At 42.5% G+C, this 16,909-nt stretch carries 15 protein-coding genes; 14 read left to right on the forward strand and 1 reads right to left on the reverse strand.

Annotation, left to right across the window (positions count from 1 at the left end; genetic code table 11):
• The first annotated feature begins 627 nt into the window (after positions 1 to 627).
• The 14 genes from ACS8FC_RS11950 (at position 628) to ACS8FC_RS12015 (ending at position 15,075) form a co-directional block, all read left to right on the forward strand.
• On the forward strand, positions 628 to 1,458 hold the full coding sequence (locus ACS8FC_RS11950; protein ID WP_439296967.1) for an alpha/beta fold hydrolase: 831 nt from the start codon (positions 628 to 630) through the stop codon (positions 1,456 to 1,458).
• A gap of 12 nt (positions 1,459 to 1,470) precedes the next feature.
• On the forward strand, positions 1,471 to 1,779 hold the full coding sequence (locus ACS8FC_RS11955; RefSeq protein ID WP_439296968.1) for a bifunctional 3-phenylpropionate/cinnamic acid dioxygenase ferredoxin subunit: 309 nt from the start codon (positions 1,471 to 1,473) through the stop codon (positions 1,777 to 1,779).
• The gene (locus tag ACS8FC_RS11960; RefSeq protein ID WP_439296969.1) at positions 1,776 to 3,017 is read left to right on the forward strand and encodes an NAD(P)/FAD-dependent oxidoreductase; all 1,242 of its coding nucleotides are present in this window, start codon (positions 1,776 to 1,778) and stop codon (positions 3,015 to 3,017) included. Before ACS8FC_RS11955 ends, ACS8FC_RS11960 begins: the two co-directional genes overlap by 4 nt.
• A 65-nt stretch (positions 3,018 to 3,082) precedes the next feature.
• Positions 3,083 to 3,970: a VOC family protein gene (locus tag ACS8FC_RS11965; RefSeq protein ID WP_439296970.1), complete on the forward strand. Its 888-nt coding sequence runs from the start codon at positions 3,083 to 3,085 to the stop codon at positions 3,968 to 3,970.
• A 50-nt stretch (positions 3,971 to 4,020) separates the two neighbouring features.
• Positions 4,021 to 4,806: a 2-keto-4-pentenoate hydratase gene (locus ACS8FC_RS11970; RefSeq protein WP_439296971.1), complete on the forward strand. Its 786-nt coding sequence runs from the start codon at positions 4,021 to 4,023 to the stop codon at positions 4,804 to 4,806.
• 56 nt (positions 4,807 to 4,862) lie between these two features.
• A complete protein-coding gene (locus tag ACS8FC_RS11975; protein WP_439296972.1) occupies positions 4,863 to 5,804 on the forward strand; it encodes an acetaldehyde dehydrogenase (acetylating) in 942 nt (313 codons plus the stop codon).
• A gap of 3 nt (positions 5,805 to 5,807) precedes the next feature.
• Positions 5,808 to 6,827 (forward strand): 4-hydroxy-2-oxovalerate aldolase, encoded by a 1,020-nt coding sequence (gene dmpG / locus ACS8FC_RS11980; protein WP_439296973.1) that lies wholly within the window; start codon positions 5,808 to 5,810, stop codon positions 6,825 to 6,827.
• A gap of 5 nt (positions 6,828 to 6,832) precedes the next feature.
• A complete protein-coding gene (locus ACS8FC_RS11985; RefSeq protein ID WP_439296974.1) occupies positions 6,833 to 7,801 on the forward strand; it encodes an NAD(P)H-dependent flavin oxidoreductase in 969 nt (322 codons plus the stop codon).
• 168 nt (positions 7,802 to 7,969) lie between these two features.
• Entirely contained in the window at positions 7,970 to 9,820 is a 1,851-nt protein-coding gene (locus tag ACS8FC_RS11990; RefSeq protein WP_439296975.1) for an AMP-binding protein, read from the forward strand.
• A 33-nt stretch (positions 9,821 to 9,853) separates the two neighbouring features.
• Positions 9,854 to 11,161 carry an aromatic ring-hydroxylating oxygenase subunit alpha gene (locus ACS8FC_RS11995; protein ID WP_439296976.1) on the forward strand — a complete coding sequence of 436 codons (1,308 nt, stop codon included), beginning with the start codon at positions 9,854 to 9,856 and terminating at the stop codon, positions 11,159 to 11,161.
• Between the two features lie 13 nt (positions 11,162 to 11,174).
• Complete coding sequence (locus ACS8FC_RS12000; protein WP_439296977.1) at positions 11,175 to 11,723, forward strand: 3-phenylpropionate/cinnamic acid dioxygenase subunit beta; 549 nt, start codon at positions 11,175 to 11,177, stop codon at positions 11,721 to 11,723.
• 36 nt (positions 11,724 to 11,759) lie between these two features.
• A complete protein-coding gene (locus ACS8FC_RS12005) occupies positions 11,760 to 12,542 on the forward strand; it encodes an SDR family NAD(P)-dependent oxidoreductase (RefSeq protein ID WP_439296978.1) in 783 nt (260 codons plus the stop codon).
• 78 nt (positions 12,543 to 12,620) lie between these two features.
• On the forward strand, positions 12,621 to 13,874 hold the full coding sequence (gene mhpT / locus ACS8FC_RS12010) for a 3-(3-hydroxy-phenyl)propionate transporter MhpT (RefSeq protein WP_439296979.1): 1,254 nt from the start codon (positions 12,621 to 12,623) through the stop codon (positions 13,872 to 13,874).
• A gap of 148 nt (positions 13,875 to 14,022) precedes the next feature.
• Positions 14,023 to 15,075: a hypothetical protein gene (locus tag ACS8FC_RS12015; protein ID WP_439296980.1), complete on the forward strand. Its 1,053-nt coding sequence runs from the start codon at positions 14,023 to 14,025 to the stop codon at positions 15,073 to 15,075.
• A 212-nt stretch (positions 15,076 to 15,287) separates the two neighbouring features.
• Here the strand turns inward: ACS8FC_RS12015 and ACS8FC_RS12020 are convergent, their stop codons facing one another.
• Positions 15,288 to 16,772: a PucR family transcriptional regulator gene (locus ACS8FC_RS12020; protein ID WP_439296981.1), complete on the reverse strand. Its 1,485-nt coding sequence runs from the start codon at positions 16,770 to 16,772 to the stop codon at positions 15,288 to 15,290.
• Between the last annotated feature and the right edge of the window lie 137 nt (positions 16,773 to 16,909).

Consider the following 16,909-nt stretch of genomic DNA (forward strand, 5'->3'; position numbering starts at 1 on the left):
AAAAAAAGAGTCAATCATCGTTGATTAACTCTAAAACCGTTTGTTGATTATATTTGGTGCGCTTCCAGTATTCTAAATGCTAAATACAAGATACCTAAAATCTGATGATACGAGAGCACTTATAGGCATTGATAATTATACGCGTATCAAGTCGTTCATATCAGATTCGCAGCATTTTATCACTTTACTCCATTTAAATCATTGGTTAAATATTAGCCTAATAGAGTCCTTTTCTCCTTCTTATCTACTATTTAAAAATCAACCTCTCATGACATCAAATAAGCATAAATAGCGTTTTTTTTATTTATCTTTCTATCTCCATACGGTTAAGTATTTTATTAAGACATACGCATAAGCATGTTTTACATAAAAAATACCTATCATTTTAGTCTGTTTGAAAAAATAATTATTAAGCATAACCATATATATTATGTGAATTTAAACACTATTATATACAAGGTTTCTGCATATAAAGATATAATAATTAACTGGTTTTCCATAAGTGCAAAAGCGTTTTTTTAATGTTTAACATACGGTACCGTATTGACATGATAAATTCTTTGTATTATTGTAAATGTCAGTGATAAATAATCATCTCGTGAAAACTGTTATCAAGGAAGATTAAATATGCAAGTAATTGATTCTGGCAAAGGCAAAACGATTGAAGCTTTTGGATTGCAAACCAACTATTTGGAAATGGGCGAGGGTGAGCCATTATTGCTACTGCATGGTTCAGGACCAGGCGTCTCTGCCTATACCAACTGGCGTAAGATTATTCCTGAACTGGCCAAACACTTCCGTGTCATCGCGCCTGATCTGGCGGGTTTTGGACACACCGAAAGAGATCCCAATTTCAGCTACGATATTAAGCATTGGGGCAAACATTTATTGGCTTTCTTAGATGCGCTAGGTATCGAAAAAACAAATGTAATCGGAAATTCATTTGGCGGCTCGTTAACTTTAGCAACGGCGGCACGTTTTCCTGAAAGATTCTCCAAGCTCTGTTTAATGGGCACTCCGTGTGACAAGTTCTTTATGACGCCAGGCCTGCGCTCGGGATGGGACTACACACCATCACGCGAAAACATGCGTCAAGCCATGTCTCATTTTCCCTATAACCCAGACACCATCACCGATGAGTTGGTGGAAGAACGTTATCAAACCAGCCTCATTCCTGGCGCGCAAGAAGGTCTGCGTAAGCTATTGATACAGCCAAATGAGGAAGGTGAAACTCAACTCTCGGGCATGCCTGAACATGTGGTCGCCAAAATCAATCATTCCGCTATCGTTATTCACGGCCGTGAAGACAAAGTTGTGCCGACAGAAATGGGCTTTAAGTTGGGTCGTTCGATGCCCAATGCCGACTTGCATGTCTTAGCCAATTGCGGACATTGGGTCATGGCGGAAAGACCAAAAGAGTTCCTGCAATTGGTCATCAATCACTTCACGGCAGAATAAAGCGAGGTTGTTATGTTTCATGTTGGCAAATTAGAAGACTTAGAGATTGGTGAAGCGATCAAGCTTGATAATTTTGTTCCTCCGATTGCGATTATTCGCGGTGAAAGTGGTGAGGTATATGCGATCGATGACACCTGTACTCATGCCCAAGCTTCGTTTTGTGATGGTTTTGTAGAGGGTGATACCGTTGAGTGTCCGCTGCATATGTCAGTCTTTTGTCTAAAGACGGGCGTACCTGATAATCCACCAGCCATAAAAGCGGTCAACGTCTATGATGTCGAAATCAAAGACGGTGAGATATACGTTGAGGTCGACAGATGAGCCAGATTGAGTCAGTCATCGTCGTCGGTGCGAGTGCCGCTGGGATAAGCTGCGTCAGAACGTTACGCCAACTGGGGTTTCCGGGTAGTATTACGCTGGTCGATAAAGACCAACATGGCGCATATGAGAGACCACCGCTATCTAAACAGATTTTGATGCAAGCAGACAGCACACATCATGATATCGCTTTAATCAGCGATGACGAGCTCTCGGCACTCAATATAGAAGCTCACTATGGTGACAGCGCCCGTGAAGTAGATCCTATAACACGCTGCATTATTCTAGAATCTGGTAAAGAATTAACTGCCGATGCCGTCATTTTGGCAACAGGTGGCGAAGCAAGACGCCTACCTATAGAAGGGGCAAATCTACCGCAAGTATTGGTACTACGTCATTATGAAGATGCTTTAAACCTACGCCAAAGATTGACCGCTGATACACGTGTGGCGGTGATAGGTGGGGGTTTTATTGGTGCTGAAACCACAGCTTCGCTATCTAAATCTAACGCCGTAATACAGTGGCTAGATGCCGCCGCGCTACCTATGGCTCATCTGCTACCGACAGAATTATGCGAAAAAATCGTTGCCAACCACTGCGCCCAAGGTGTGGAGCTGACGTCTCATTGCCGCCTCGATAAATTTATAGAGCAGCCAGATGGCAGTGCGTCCATATTATTTGATGATGGTACATCCATTGAGGTTGACGTCATTGTAATGGGCGTTGGTATGGCGCCAAGCACCCCTTATCTTTCGGATGCTATTTGCGCTGAGTTATTAAACCCAGTAACGGGCGGTATTCAAGTTAATGACAATCAAGCCACTAAATTCGCAGACGTTTATGCGGCAGGAGACGTTGCGGCAGTGACGCAAGCTGACGGTTCAACGGTACGTCATGAGCATTGGCAGTCAGCTCAACATCAAGGGGAGCGTGCCGCCGCTGCTATTTTAAATCAAGAGTTACCAGTAGCACCTGTCGATTGGTTTTGGTCAGATCAAGGCGATTTGCATATAGAGATGGCTGGCAAGATTTTACCAACCAAAGAGCATTTGGTCGTGAGACTAGAAGGTGAGTGGCCGGTGTATTTTAGCGTCGTTGATAATCGCGTCGTTGGTGCTGTCAGCGTCAATAATCCAAATGCCGTTCGTGCCGCCATGCGTATGATAAAGAATGATGTGAATGTTGAGCCATCACAACTGGCCAATCCAGAGCTACCACTGCGAAAACTGATGCGCGGCTAAATGCGCGGCTATTTGTATGTTGGGCTGTGTAGTGCAGGAACAAAACTCATAAAAGGGATTTTAATATGTCGGAGATAAAAGCATTAGGCTATCTGGGCTTTTCCATTGCTGATAAAGAAGCGTGGCGAGATTATGCTGAAAACATACTGGGCGTCAGTGTCGATGACCATGATAACGGCGATATGTCACTGCGTGTCGATTCGTATGCTTGGCGTATTAAACTTAAAAACTCAGATCATAACAATCTAGATTATGTCGGTTGGGAAGTTAGTGACAAGCAGGATTTGGAAAATCTGAAAAACCGCTTGCACGAGCACAGTATCGCTTTTGAACTGGGTTCCGATGAGTTGGCAAAATCGCGTCAAGTAAAAGAGCTTATTGTCTTTTATGATCCTGACGGCACCCGCTGTGAAGCCTTTTATGGTCCTTTGCAGTTGACCAATCAGCCTTTTGTCAGTCCTAAAGGTTTTCGCTTTATTACTGGCGAGCAGGGACTCGGTCATATCGTTCTGATTACCAAAGACCATGCAGCGCAAGAAGCATTCTACACTCAGCTTTTAGGTTTCAAAGTATCGGACTACATCAATACCGAAATCGTACCCGGTAAGCCTTTAAGTATCACCTTTTTACGTTGCAACGGACGTCATCATTCTTTGGCATTAGCGCCTGTGCCTATTCCAGCGAAAGTTGCTCATATCATGCTGCAAGTCGATAACGTCGATGACGTTGGTCGGGCGATGGATGCCGCCGAAAAAGCAGGTACACACTTCTCGTTCACGCTAGGTCGACATTCTAATGATGAGATGTTGTCTTTTTATACCATGAGTCCGTCGGGCTTTGATGTTGAATTTGGCTGGGGTGCGATAGAGGTTGATGATGATAGCTGGCATGTCAAAGTTCATCATACCAATTCGGCTTGGGGACATAAGTTTCAGCGTCCGCCACGTAAATAACCTATCTATATACGACGCAAAAATACACGACGCACACGAGAGCTTACATTATGAATGATAAGAGCAACGCTTCAGAGTTAGCACCCTCACTATTTGATGCTTATAAAAAAGGAGCAGTCGCACCACTACGTAACCAAGTTGATGCTACAGATATCTCTTTGGCTTATCAGATTCAGCAAGAGAATCACCGCCGCTGGAGCGAGCAAGGTAGAGTCACCATTGGTCGCAAGATTGGTCTGACCTCAACCGCTGTGCAAGCACAATTGGGTGTGGATCAACCAGACTACGGCATGGTCTACGCCGATACTTGCTATTGCTCAGGCGCGCAAATATCCGTCGGGCAATTCCTGCAACCTAAGATAGAAGCTGAAATTGCCTTTGTATTGAAATCCGACTTAGATACTGACCATTTAACGATTATTGATGTTATCAATGCCGTTGATTATGCCGTTGCCGCTTTAGAGATTGTCGATAGCCGTGTGGCGAACTGGGACATTAGCCTGTTTGACACTATTGCTGACAATGCTTCTTATGGCGGAATTATCATGGGAACCACGCCCGTACCGCTTAGCCAACTGGATTTAGAGAGCTGCAAAATGCAGTTAGCAAATGGTGATGCAGTCGTTTCTGAAGGCGAAGGTCGAGCGTGTTTAGGCAACCCTTTGTTAGCGACACTTTGGCTTGCCAATATGATGATTGAAAACGGTCAGCCGCTCAAAGCAGGTGATGTAGTGCTATCTGGTGCCTTAGGGCCAATGGTAGCCGTCAAGTCAGGCGATCAATTTACCGCCAGCATAGATGGCCTCAATAGTGTGTCAGTGAGTTTCATCGATTAATCAACCGAATAACAAGCCGAATAAGCAGTCTATCTATCGAAAAGGATGTCAATAATATGTCAACTAAAGTGAAAGTCGCCATCATCGGTTCAGGAAATATCGGAACTGATTTGATGATTAAAATTCTAAAAACCTCTCAAAACCTAGAAATCGTCGCCATGGTTGGTGTCGATCCTGAGTCTGATGGCTTGGCTCGTGCCAAACGCATGGGTGTCGCGACCACTCATGAAGGTATCGACGGTTTAGTGGCTATGCCTGAGTGGAAAGACATTGCCATTGTCTTTGACGCCACCTCCGCCTCTGCACACGCTACCCATTCAAAAGTCTGTCATGAAGCGGGCAAAGTCATTGTTGATTTGACCCCAGCGGCGATTGGTCCATTTATTGTCCCCGCCGTCAATGGTGAGTCTAATATCGAGCAGCCAAATGTCAATATGGTGACCTGTGGTGGTCAAGCGACCATTCCTATGGTCTATGCCGTATCACGTGTGGCACCTGTGCACTATGCAGAAATCATCGCTTCTATCTCGTCAAAATCTGCAGGACCGGGTACTCGAGCAAACATTGATGAGTTTATGGAAACCACTTCGCACGCAATTGAGCAAGTAGGCGGTGCCAAAAAAGGTAAAGCAATTATTGTCCTAAACCCTGCTGAGCCACCGATGATTATGCGTGACACTGTAATGACGTTTTCTGAAGATGCGAGTGAGGATGACATCAGAGCCAGTGTTGATGAAATGGTCAAAGAGGTACAAAGCTATGTACCAGGTTATCGCTTAAAGCAGACCGTACAGTTTGAGCGTTATACCGAGCAAAACCCATTGCACATCCCAGATATCGGTACGCTGACCGGGCTCAAAACCTCAGTATTTCTTGAAGTAGAAGGCGCGGCGCATTACCTGCCTTCGTATGCGGGCAATCTAGACATTATGACCTCAGCGGCCCTAAAAACTGCTGAAAAGATTGCGGTCGCCAGACAAGCACAAGTGGGAGCATAAATCATGACTAATAAAAAACTATACATCCAAGACGTTACCCTTCGCGACGGTATGCATGCCATACGTCATCAATACGGTATTGACCATGTCCGTAATATCGCTAAAGCCCTAGAAAACGCTGGTGTTGATGCTATTGAAGTCGCGCATGGCGATGGCCTAAGTGGCAGTAGTTTTAACTATGGTTTTGGTGCGCATACCGATTGGGAGTGGCTTGAAGCGGTGGCTGATGTGTTAGACAAAGCGGTATTGACCACGCTATTGCTACCTGGCATCGGCTCTGTCCAAGATTTAAAGCGCGCTTATGATTTGGGCGTACGCTCAGTACGTGTTGCAACTCACTGTACCGAGGCTGACGTCTCAAAGCAGCATATCGAAACTGCTAAAGAGATGGGCATGGACACCATAGGCTTTTTGATGATGTCGCATATGGTATCGCCCGCCAATCTAGCCGAACAGGCGAAACTTATGGAGTCGTATGGCGCAGGTTGCGTCTATGTCGTAGACAGTGGCGGCGCGATGAATATGAATGATGTGGCAGATCGGGTCAAGGCGCTAAAAGATACGTTAAATGATAGCACTGAGCTCGGTATTCATGCTCATCATAATTTAAGTTTAGGCGTGGCAAATAGTATTGTTGCAGTCGAAAACGGCGTAACGCGGGTCGATGCTTCTTTGACTGGCATGGGCGCTGGCGCTGGAAATGCACCGCTAGAGGTATTTATTGCCGCCATTAATCGCCTAGGGTGGGAGCATAACTGTGACCTTTACCAATTGATGGATGCCGCTGAAGACTTAGTGCGACCGCTACAAGACCGACCGGTTCGAGTTGACCGTGAGACGCTGACCCTTGGCTATGCTGGTGTTTACTCTAGCTTTTTACGTCATGCTGAAAAAGCCTCTGAACAATACGGTATTGACGTGCGAGAAATATTGGTTGAAGTGGGCAAGCGTAAGCTTATCGGTGGTCAAGAAGACATGATCGTTGATGTGGCCTTGGACTTAATTAATAAAGTGAAGGGGTAGAAGATATGGCCAATAGAGATATCGTATCTACATTATATGATCAGATGCGGCTGCCAGTTATCGTGGCGCCTATGTTCCTGATATCGGGTCCTGATTTGACTATAGCCGCCGCAAAAGCCGGAATAATAGGCTGTTTTCCAGCCCCTAATGCACGCACGATTGATGTGTTAGAAGTCTGGTTGGATAAGATTGAAGCTGAACTTAAAGATACAGAGTATGAAGGGATGTGGGCGATGAACATGATTGTCCACAAAAGCTACGACCGTTTTGAGGCTGAGTTGGCTTTAGTTGAGCGCTACAAGCCTAAATTCGTGGTAACTGCTCTTGGTAGTCCTAAGCGTGTGCTAGATAGAGTTCATGCTTTTGGCGGCAAAGTGTTCGCCGATGTCATCAATGCAGAGCAAGCCAAAAAAGCAGTCGAAGCAGGGGTTGATGGTCTGATTTTGGTCTGTTCTGGGGCAGGTGGGCATACGGGTAAATATACCGCTTTTGCTTTTGTGGAAGAGGTTCGCCGTTTTTATGATGGGCCAATCATCGTTGGCGGGGCGATACAAAGCGCCAAATCAATCGCTGCTTTGCTTGCTCTAGGTGCTGATTTTGCTTATATGGGTACTCGATTTATAAGCTGTCCTGAGAGCTTAGTGAACGATGAGTATCGCAATATGCTGGTTGATTCAACTATGTCAGATATTGTGACGTCGGATGTCGTCTCTGGTGTTATGGCGAACTGGTTAAAAGCCAGTCTAGAAAAGTCAGGCTTTGATTTGAAGTCAGCCAAAGGTAGTACGGAAATTGATTTTTCTGATATTCACGGTGAGGGAAAAGCGTGGAAAGACACTTGGGGCGCAGGTCATGGGGTGAGTGCGACCGAATGTATTGAGAGCGTCGCTGACGTGGTTGACTCATTATCCAGTGAGCTTCATACCTTAAAGTCTGATCTTAATAATAAGCTCACAGAATGGCCTAAGTTATAGCCGCGGAGCTTAACCATCTATAAAGCGTCAACAAGGATTCCAATAGAAGCATCTCATTGCAAAAAATGACCTTTATGTTTGTTTTTATTATTCATAAAGTTGCTTTCATTCAAACAGCATTGAGTATAAGAAATTCAAATTGGTCTAAACCATGGAAGGATAGTCGAAATGATTGAATTTAGTTTCAAATCTGATTCAGAAATAAAGCTTGGTCATCATGATGTTATTGCTGAAAAAAACACCCAGAATCACATTATTTTGCGCAATAAGGAACCTCTCAATCTAGACGATTATACGATGCTAGATTGCGTTGATTATTGGTCGCAGCGCTCTCCAAATACTGTATGTATGCGTGAAAGGGCAGCTGATGGTTGGACGGAGATATCATACAAGGAGTTTGCCTCTAGAGTAAAGAGTATTGCGACTCACTTAGGAACCTTAGATCTCTCAGCCGATAAACCACTGATGATAATAGCGCCAAACTCCATTAATCATGCATTAGTCGCATTTGCTGCAATGACCATCGGTATACCAGTGACCCCCATCTCTATCGCTTATGCTCTATATGGTGAAACTTTTGGGCGTCTTAACAATGTGATTGATATTGTAAAACCTGGAGCGATTCATTTTAGTAATACCAATATATTCAAAAGTGCAGCAAGGTCTGTTCTCGCAAATTACGATATACCTTGTATCGCTTTTAATTCGGACATGGACGAAGTACCGACAATTCGCAGCTTACCAACAATCACAGATGAAGAAGTTGCAGAAAGAAGAAGCAAGATCAACCAAGATACTATTGCTAAGGTCATGATGACTTCAGGCTCTACGGGCAATCCAAAAGGGGTTATTAACACCCATCGAATGATGTATAGCAATCAATTTGCCCTTTATAAGATGTGGCCATTTTTGCAGGATATAAAGCCAAGTTTAGTAAGCTGGTTGCCTTGGAGTCATACCTTTGGTGGCAACGTATGCATCAATATCGTTTTATTTAACGGGGGCACACTAACCATTGATGATGGCAAGCCAGTCCCAGGTCATATTGGCCGAACTATCGAAAATATCTGCCTGATCGAACCTAATATTCATTTTAATGTGCCTGCAGGTATTGAAGCCTTATTGGCAGAATTTGAAGACAATCATCGTCAGGCACGCAAATTTTTCTCCACTGTAAAAGTTATTTTTATTGCAGCCGCAGCGTTACCTGAAAAAACGAGAAAGAGACTGGCCGAGCTTTCAATTGAGCTGACAGGAACTCGTCCAAAGCTTCTAGCGGGCTGGGGCTCTACAGAGACAGCGCCTTTTGCTACCTGTCTAAATTTTGATTCTGATTTGGCAGTTAACATCGGTGTGCCTCTACCCGGTACTGATATTAAGTTAACGCCTATACAAGATAAATTAGCGCTCGCTGTCCGCGGGCCTAATGTCACACCAGGATATTGGCGAAATGAAAAAGCCACTGCTGAAGCGTTTGACGAAGATGGCTTTTATTCTATAGGTGATGCTGGTCGATTGATTAATCCAGATAACCCATCTGAGGGTTTAGTATTTGATGGAAGGACTTCTGAAAACTTTAAGTTGACATCAGGTACTTGGGTGAATGTGGGTGAGGTAAGAATAGGGGTGATTAGTGCTTTAAAGCCTTATTTTTTAGACGCAGTTATAACTGGGCATAATCAGCCAGAGCTTGGCTTATTGATTGTGCCAAATGTTGAACGCTTGGCTAGTAAATATGGTTTGGAAGAAGAGCAGAAAAATGCAGCTGAGTTGCAGAAAATCGACAAGTTAGTGGAGCAAGTAATAGATCTGTTAAACGATTATAACGAGATATGTTTTAGCAATAGCAAAAGAATAAGTCGATTCGCATTTTTGCCTGAGCAACCATCAATCGAGAGAAACGAGATTACTGATAAAGGCTATTTAAATCAACGAGCTTTATTAGAAAATTGGTCAGAGCTTGTTGATCAGATGCATCAACAAGAAAGAAAGACAAGTATTCACTTCCACGCTTTTTAAACCAGCACACCATCTTATCAACATGGAGAAATAATGATGTCAATAGATATGCGATCGCTAGTAGATTATGAAAAAGGTTTAATCGATAGACGTATTTTTTGGGATGAAGACATTTATCAGCAAGAGTTAAAACAAATCTTTGCCCGTTGCTGGCACTTTGTGGCGCATGAGTCGCAGGTCAAAACTTTTGGAGAGTTTATCACCACTTATATCGGTGAAGATGCCGTTATTGTCGCGAGGGCAAAAGACGGTAGCATCAACGTCATGCTTAATGCCTGTCCACATCGCGGTAATAAAGTTTGCTTCGCTGGTGAAGGCAAAATCCGCTCGTTCGTTTGTAACTATCACGGCTGGGCGTTTGGTCTAGATGGCAAGCTTAATGGCATGCCTGCGAATGAGTTATATGACAACACTGAAGGCTTTAACAAAGAAGATTGGGGTTTGCATAGAGCGCGAGTGGAGACTTATAAAGGTTTAGTATTTGCGACCTTTGATGAAGAAGCACCGTCTTTAGGAGAGTATTTAGGAGATTTTCGCTGGTATCTGGATGCCATCTTAGATGTAGATGACAAAGGTACAGAGTTTATTCCTGGTACGACGCGCTCATTATTAAAATGTAATTGGAAATATCCTGCGGATAACTTTGTCGGTGATATTTATCATGCGCTATGGACGCACCTTGGTGCGGCAGAAGCAACGCTAAAAGAAGCGGGCGGTATTGTTGTCAGTAACGAAGACTCCTATCAAGCCAGTGTCAATGGTCATGGATGGGAGTTCTCATTAGCGAACAACTTTGGTAATGCAGCGACTATGGGTGATAAAGATATCATCAAATACTTGCGCGCGCGCGAAGAAGAGATAAGTAAGCGTCTTGGAAAAGTACGGGCAAAATTGTTAGGTTCTGTTGCGTCTGGCTTGGTTTTTCCTAACTTTGCCTTCTTGCCGGGTTACTTAACCTTTAGAACATTTCTACCCAAAGGGCCGACAGAAACAGAGCTACATAGCTGGACATTAGTCCCGAGTGAAGCGTCAGATGAGATAAAAAATAAGTGGCGCTTAGGTGCTATGCGTACGTTTTCTCCCAGTGGGATTTTGGAGATGGACGATGGGGAAAACTGGGAACATGCCACGCTTGGCAACGCAGGATACGTCACTCGTAATCAAAAGCTTTTCTATGGAATGGATCCAACGAAAGGGCAAGCAGTTCCTGTTGACCTACCCGGCACAGTGACTAAAGGTCAGCTTAATGATGCCAACCAACGTCTATTCTTTAAGCGTTATGCAGAGTTTATGGAAGCAGACACTTGGGCTGATATTCCACTAGCGGAACAAAGATTCTAAAAAGGAGCTAAACATGACCAGAGATCAGTTATTAGCACTTGACGCTAAAGGTAAACATGTGGATATGCAAACCTTTTTTGATATTCAAAGGTTTGTGAATCACGAAATATATCTGCTGAATCACGAGATTCTTGATGAATGGGCAGACAGTTTGGAAGACGACCTCATTTATTGGGCGCCTATTCGCGAGAATATATTGCGTAGAAGCCGTACGCCAGAAATTACCACGGCTAGGGTGTCTTTATTTGAAGAAGATAAAGACTCCATCATGATGCGCCTAAAGCGTAACGATAGTGGTATGTGCTGGACAGAAGATCCACCCACTCGCCAAGTGACTGCTGTATCGAATCTACAGGTTTTTCACACAGACAACACGGACGAGTTTGAAGTACATACGGTATTCACTCTATACCGTAGTCGCTTTGAGCGTGATGACTCTACCTTAATGGGACGCCGTAAAGATATCTGGCGCAAAGTCGGCGATGAGTATCGCTTGGCTGGACGACTAATTCTGCTGCAACAATCTACATTACTGACTAAAAACCTAAACGTATTTATGTAGTGTTTTATAAAATTTCATAGGTAATTTTGAGGCAATATGATGCAAATGCTATTGAATAGACGGGTGATTGTCACAGGAGCTGGTAGTGGTATTGGCAAGGCTATTGTCGAGAGGTTTCTCGATGAAGGCGCTAAAGTGCTTGCTGTCGTACGTAAACCTGAGCAAATAGAAACTTTTTTAACCAATAAAAACTTCTGTTATGTAGTCGGTGACGTCAATGATTATGCGACCAACCAATCTGCTATAGAGATGGCAGTTGAGAAGTGGGGCGGCTTGGATGTCATGGTAGCCAATGCTGGCGTGTGGGATTTCTTTAAAAAACTGCAAAAAATGTCACCGCAAGAATTGGAGGACGGATTTGAGCAAATCATGTCAACCAACGTCAGAGCCGTACTGATGGCGGCTCATGCCAGCTATGCCGCTCTACAAGACTCTCATGGATGTTTTATAACGACAGGTTCAAACGCTTGCTTTCGTCCGGGCGGCGGCGGGCCTTTATACATTGCTTCCAAATACGCGCTGCGCGGCGTCGTTGCGCAGTTAGCTTTAGATTTTGCACCTAATGTACGGGTGTGCGGAGTCGCACCTGGAGCCACAGATACGCCTATCAGTGGTACCGATGCACTCAATCAGCATGATAAATCTATGAATGCCGATCGCACGCGTTTGGCATCTATGGGTTCTCATATTCCATTAGGTCGCGTGTCCTCTCCTGAAGAACACACCGACCTTTATGTCACTTTAGCAAGCGAAAAGGGTGCACGGTATGTCACGGGCACTATTTTAGTGAGCGATGGAGGATTATCTGCCGGCCAATAGTACTTATAAGAGAGTCTCTTAGATTGAAGAGTAACCAACCCTAACATTCATATTTATTTTAAACTCAAGGAAGAGTCTATGATTACCTCTGTGCATAATGCTGCACCCAAAAAACCTGCAGTAATGTATACGACATTACTCATGTGTTTTTGTATTGCCATTCTAGAAGGATTCGATATTCAATCAATCGGTGTGGTGGCTTCCTCTGTTCAATCGGAATTTGGTCTCACCAAAGGAGAGCTAGGTTGGATATTTAGTGCCGCCACTCTAGGGATGTTTCCAGGCGCAATCGTCGCTGGACGTCTCTCAGATAAAATAGGTCGTAAAAACATATTGATTTTCAGCGTAGCATTGTTTGGCATTATGTCGCTCGCGACCGCATTTACTACTGACTTTAGCTCACTTGTCATCGTGCGTTTTTTAACAGGTATCGGGATGGGTGGCGCGCTACCTTTGATGATTGCGATGTCATCAGAATCTGTCCCCGAGCGTTGGAGCGCTACTGCCGTTAGCGTGATGTATGCAGGCGTACCGTTTGGTGCTGGTATCACTGCGGTCATTGCAGGAGGATTTACGGGTGCTGGGGAGTGGAAAAATATTTTTTACTTAGGTGGACTGACACCTATTGCTATTGTGCCCCTTTTATTCTTTTTCTTAAAAGAAACTTATACCAAGAAACAAGCGATTAAAGATGATCTCAAAGAAAACACTGATTTCAAATTTATCCTATTCGGTGAAGGCCGTACGGCAACCACTATTCAAATCTGGCTAAGTTTCTTGGGCACCTTAATTGTTTTGTACTTTATCTTAAACTGGCTACCCGTTCTCATGCAGAACAATGGCCTTAGTATGCAGAGTGCAAGCAACATCCAAGTAGCCTACCAAGTAGGCGGAGTATGTGGAGTGCTTATCTTAGGTTGGTTATTATCTAACATCAAACTTAGGTCAGTCGTCATCATGATCTATATCGGTATTTTAATTGGATTGTCTGCATTAACATTCTCTAAATCTTTAACAGCGCTAATACTAGCATCAGGTGTTTCAGGCTTTTTCATCACTGGTGGTCAATCAGCTTTATATGCGTTAGCGGCGAGAGCTTATAGTAAGAGTATGCGCGGTACGGGCGTTGGCGTAGCCGTTGCTATGGGACGTATTGGTTCATTCGTAGGGCCTCTATTAGCGGGTGTTATTTTCTCTTATAACTCGAACTCTTCATTTGTGATCGGCAGCAGTATTCCAGTCATTGTCATTGCTGGTGTCGCTGCAATATTACTAGCGAATAACATCGCTAAACGTGAGAGTACAAATGCAGCGGCACTCACTAGGGGTTAAATAGTTCATTTAAATTACAGGTTTATCATCAATATTAAGGCGATTGTAGGAACGACTTTAGGTTATGAAGTAGCCTCTTTCGCCTGAGCTTGATTAACTGCATTTATTAAACGGAATTGATAATAAGACAATAGGGAATAGAAAAATCATGAACAATCTAAAAAAAGTAACGTTGGCATTGGCTGCTTTCGTCGCGTGTACCAACGCCCAAGCCATCGATCTAGTCACCAAGGGTGATACCACTTTAAGCGTTGGCGGTTATGTCAAAGCAGAAGGTACCTTTATTTCACCTGATGATAAAGACTCTGACTTTGAAGGTAGTGCGCGAGAGTCTAGAATTAATATAAAAGCTACTACGCTCGTGGATGATAAAAAAGTAACAGGTTTCATCGAAGGTGATTTTTATGGAAACTATAGCGGCTATGATAGTGGCTCTCCTGAGCTTCGGCTACGCCATGCTTATTTACAGGTAGATAAGGTTACTGCAGGTAAGACTTGGAATGGACAGTTTTTTGCTGTCGCGCCTCGTTTAACCGAGCAGCTTGACTTTTACGGTACAGGTTTTGGTACGATAGCGGGTAGTGGGCTTTATGTTCGTCCAGATTTGACTTTGCACTACGCCAATAAAGGACTTCGTGTGACAGCGCAAGACCCTATATCTGATGACGCTGATTTACCTGACATGGTCGTTAGCTATAGCGATGATATATCTAATTTCGGTTATACCCTTGCTGCGACTGCACGTGACGCTAACACCGGAATAAATGATGATTTAGATACAAAGCTAGGGCTAGGGGTTTCATTAGCGACTAAGCTAACGCTAGGTAAGGGCTCATTACATGGCAGTATATATACTGGTGAAGGCATGGGGGTCTACTCTGGCGTGTGTACAACAGGCGCCTTAAATCCTGGCAATACTTTAAGCTGTGATGCTGAAAACGGTGAGCTTGTTTCGCAAACTGGCTTTAGCGTGGGTTATCGTCATGTCTTTTCACCGAAACTGCGTGGTAATATGCGTTATGGAGAGGTTAGTGTAGACAATGAAGCAGATACTTCAATTGACATAAAAAGTGCCAACCTTATTTACACCTATTTACCAAACCTTGATATTGGTGTTGAATGGCGAGATCGTAGTGAAACAACATTGCCATGGAGACAAAAAGGTCAGGAAGTTGAGGTAATGGCTAAGTATAAATTCTAAAGTAGATATATTTCACCTAATCTCAATTGCAATTTCAACGATATTATAAAGAATACTAAGTAATAAAAGAAGGTTTCTAATGCTATCTATAAATAGCGTTAGAAACCTTTTTTTATTTTAAAAATATAGTGACTAATAGAAATTATATAGGGAATTATTGTTCATCACATATTAATGAAAGAGTTTAGGTTTTTTATCTAAAATGATTAGTATTATAGTTTTCCTATCAAGCATCCTGACTTAACTGCAAACCAAAGAATGGCTGTATCATCCATATTATTCAGAGATCTACCCGTTATTTCCTCAACCTTCTTAATTCTATATATGAGCGACTGTTTATGGATATGAAGTTCTTTGGAGGCATTCAACCATGATTTATTATGCTCTAAGTATACTTTTAAACTAGTTATTAACTTTGATTTTTGAGTAAGATCATAGTTTTCTAACTCACCCAAAATATTTTCATACGCTTGCTTGGCTATTTCCAAGTTTTTAGGTAGCCAAAATGGAATTGTTGAACATGACTTGTAAGAAACAATATGCTTAGAATCCACACAGAACTCTAATGCCAGATTCGACTCGCGTACCGCTTCATGTATACGCATAACATTATCAATTAAGGAGCTATACCCTATAGAGTGTCCGAGTATAGATTGTATTTTTGGCAGCAAAGACAAGTCATCGACCAATCCTAATACTCTGCATGGTTGTTTTTTGAGTAATACTCGAATGTTATTGCGGCATAAAAGTTCATTCCAGTTATTCAAGTCAGGCCGCTCAATTTTTATAGAAAAAATCACTGACTTTTCTAAATTAAAATTAAATGGTTTAAGTTTCTCTGTCACGTATTTATCTGGAAATCTTTGTTGTAATAACTCATCAAATACTTCAAGCCCGAGTCTAAGAAAATTTTCATATTCGAATCTACTTCGCTCTAACTGTATGCCGATAACAGCCGCTACATGACTTAATAGAGTGTAGTCTATCCATTCGTTTTTTCTAATGATAATACTTGCTTCATTTTGAGTTAGAAGCTTCAGTATCATCCATTCTTCATCATTAATAATGATCTTTTTTACGACAGTGGCTGTATTTCTTTCTTTTAAGTAATAATCAAATAGAACCTTAACTTTTTTCTCAGGAAGTTCGGATAAATCTGAATCCCAAGGCTTAAAGGTTTTTGAGTCTATTAAATAAATCGTTGATCCAATGTTTTTTTGTAAATTTTGGAGTAGTTGTTTTATTCCTAATCCTTTAATACTTAAACGAGCGGTTTCGTATACCTGCATAATAGTGTGATTTTTATTATGACTTTCATTTTTTTTATAATCAATAATTAATCTAGTAATGGCTGAAAATGGAATTTCATATTTCATAAGTAATACATTAAATCCTAAAGCTTCAGCTTCTTCTAAAAGCGCTGAAATGTCTTTGGGAGCTCGCATATTTTCTCCAATTACTATCCCAACTATTTTAGCCTTATATAATCTCTGTATATACTTGATTTGCTTGGTTTTATTATACGGTATACCAATGCCTGTGGTCATAAGAAGGTCGCCATCACCTAACCATTCTGTAGGATCTGTTAATTCACAAACATGAGCCCAGTGCACTGGTTTTTCTAAATTGTAGTTTTTCGAGATAACTTTAATTTGTAAGGCTGAATTAGCAACAAGATCATTAACTGTAAGGCCCATAACCTTCTCCTAAAAGCACATTCTTTTAAACTATAACGCTTTTTTAAACTATAACATAGTATAAAAACTCTTATCAGAATCTTATCTTCTTATAATTGTTTGTAGTTATTTAAGACACTATGCTAAGTAAGTTGTAT

The organism is Psychrobacter sp. 1Y4, from assembly GCF_051847555.1.

Excerpts from the sequence above, each read along its gene's own strand:
- ACS8FC_RS11955 (WP_439296968.1), top strand. The coding sequence starts at position 1,471 with ATGTTTCATGTTGGCAAATTAGAAGACTTAGAGATTGGTGAAGCGATC.
- ACS8FC_RS11950 (WP_439296967.1), top strand. The coding sequence starts at position 628 with ATGCAAGTAATTGATTCTGGCAAAGGCAAAACGATTGAAGCTTTTGGA.
- ACS8FC_RS11975 (WP_439296972.1), top strand. The coding sequence starts at position 4,863 with ATGTCAACTAAAGTGAAAGTCGCCATCATCGGTTCAGGAAATATCGGA.
- ACS8FC_RS12000 (WP_439296977.1), top strand. The coding sequence starts at position 11,175 with ATGACCAGAGATCAGTTATTAGCACTTGACGCTAAAGGTAAACATGTG.
- ACS8FC_RS11990 (WP_439296975.1), top strand. The coding sequence starts at position 7,970 with ATGATTGAATTTAGTTTCAAATCTGATTCAGAAATAAAGCTTGGTCAT.
- ACS8FC_RS11995 (WP_439296976.1), top strand. The coding sequence starts at position 9,854 with ATGATGTCAATAGATATGCGATCGCTAGTAGATTATGAAAAAGGTTTA.
- ACS8FC_RS12005 (WP_439296978.1), top strand. The coding sequence starts at position 11,760 with ATGATGCAAATGCTATTGAATAGACGGGTGATTGTCACAGGAGCTGGT.
- ACS8FC_RS11985 (WP_439296974.1), top strand. The coding sequence starts at position 6,833 with ATGGCCAATAGAGATATCGTATCTACATTATATGATCAGATGCGGCTG.
- ACS8FC_RS12015 (WP_439296980.1), top strand. The coding sequence starts at position 14,023 with ATGAACAATCTAAAAAAAGTAACGTTGGCATTGGCTGCTTTCGTCGCG.
- ACS8FC_RS12020 (WP_439296981.1), bottom strand. The coding sequence starts at position 16,772 with ATGGGCCTTACAGTTAATGATCTTGTTGCTAATTCAGCCTTACAAATT.
- mhpT (WP_439296979.1), top strand. The coding sequence starts at position 12,621 with ATGATTACCTCTGTGCATAATGCTGCACCCAAAAAACCTGCAGTAATG.
- ACS8FC_RS11970 (WP_439296971.1), top strand. The coding sequence starts at position 4,021 with ATGAATGATAAGAGCAACGCTTCAGAGTTAGCACCCTCACTATTTGAT.
- ACS8FC_RS11960 (WP_439296969.1), top strand. The coding sequence starts at position 1,776 with ATGAGCCAGATTGAGTCAGTCATCGTCGTCGGTGCGAGTGCCGCTGGG.
- ACS8FC_RS11965 (WP_439296970.1), top strand. The coding sequence starts at position 3,083 with ATGTCGGAGATAAAAGCATTAGGCTATCTGGGCTTTTCCATTGCTGAT.
- dmpG (WP_439296973.1), top strand. The coding sequence starts at position 5,808 with ATGACTAATAAAAAACTATACATCCAAGACGTTACCCTTCGCGACGGT.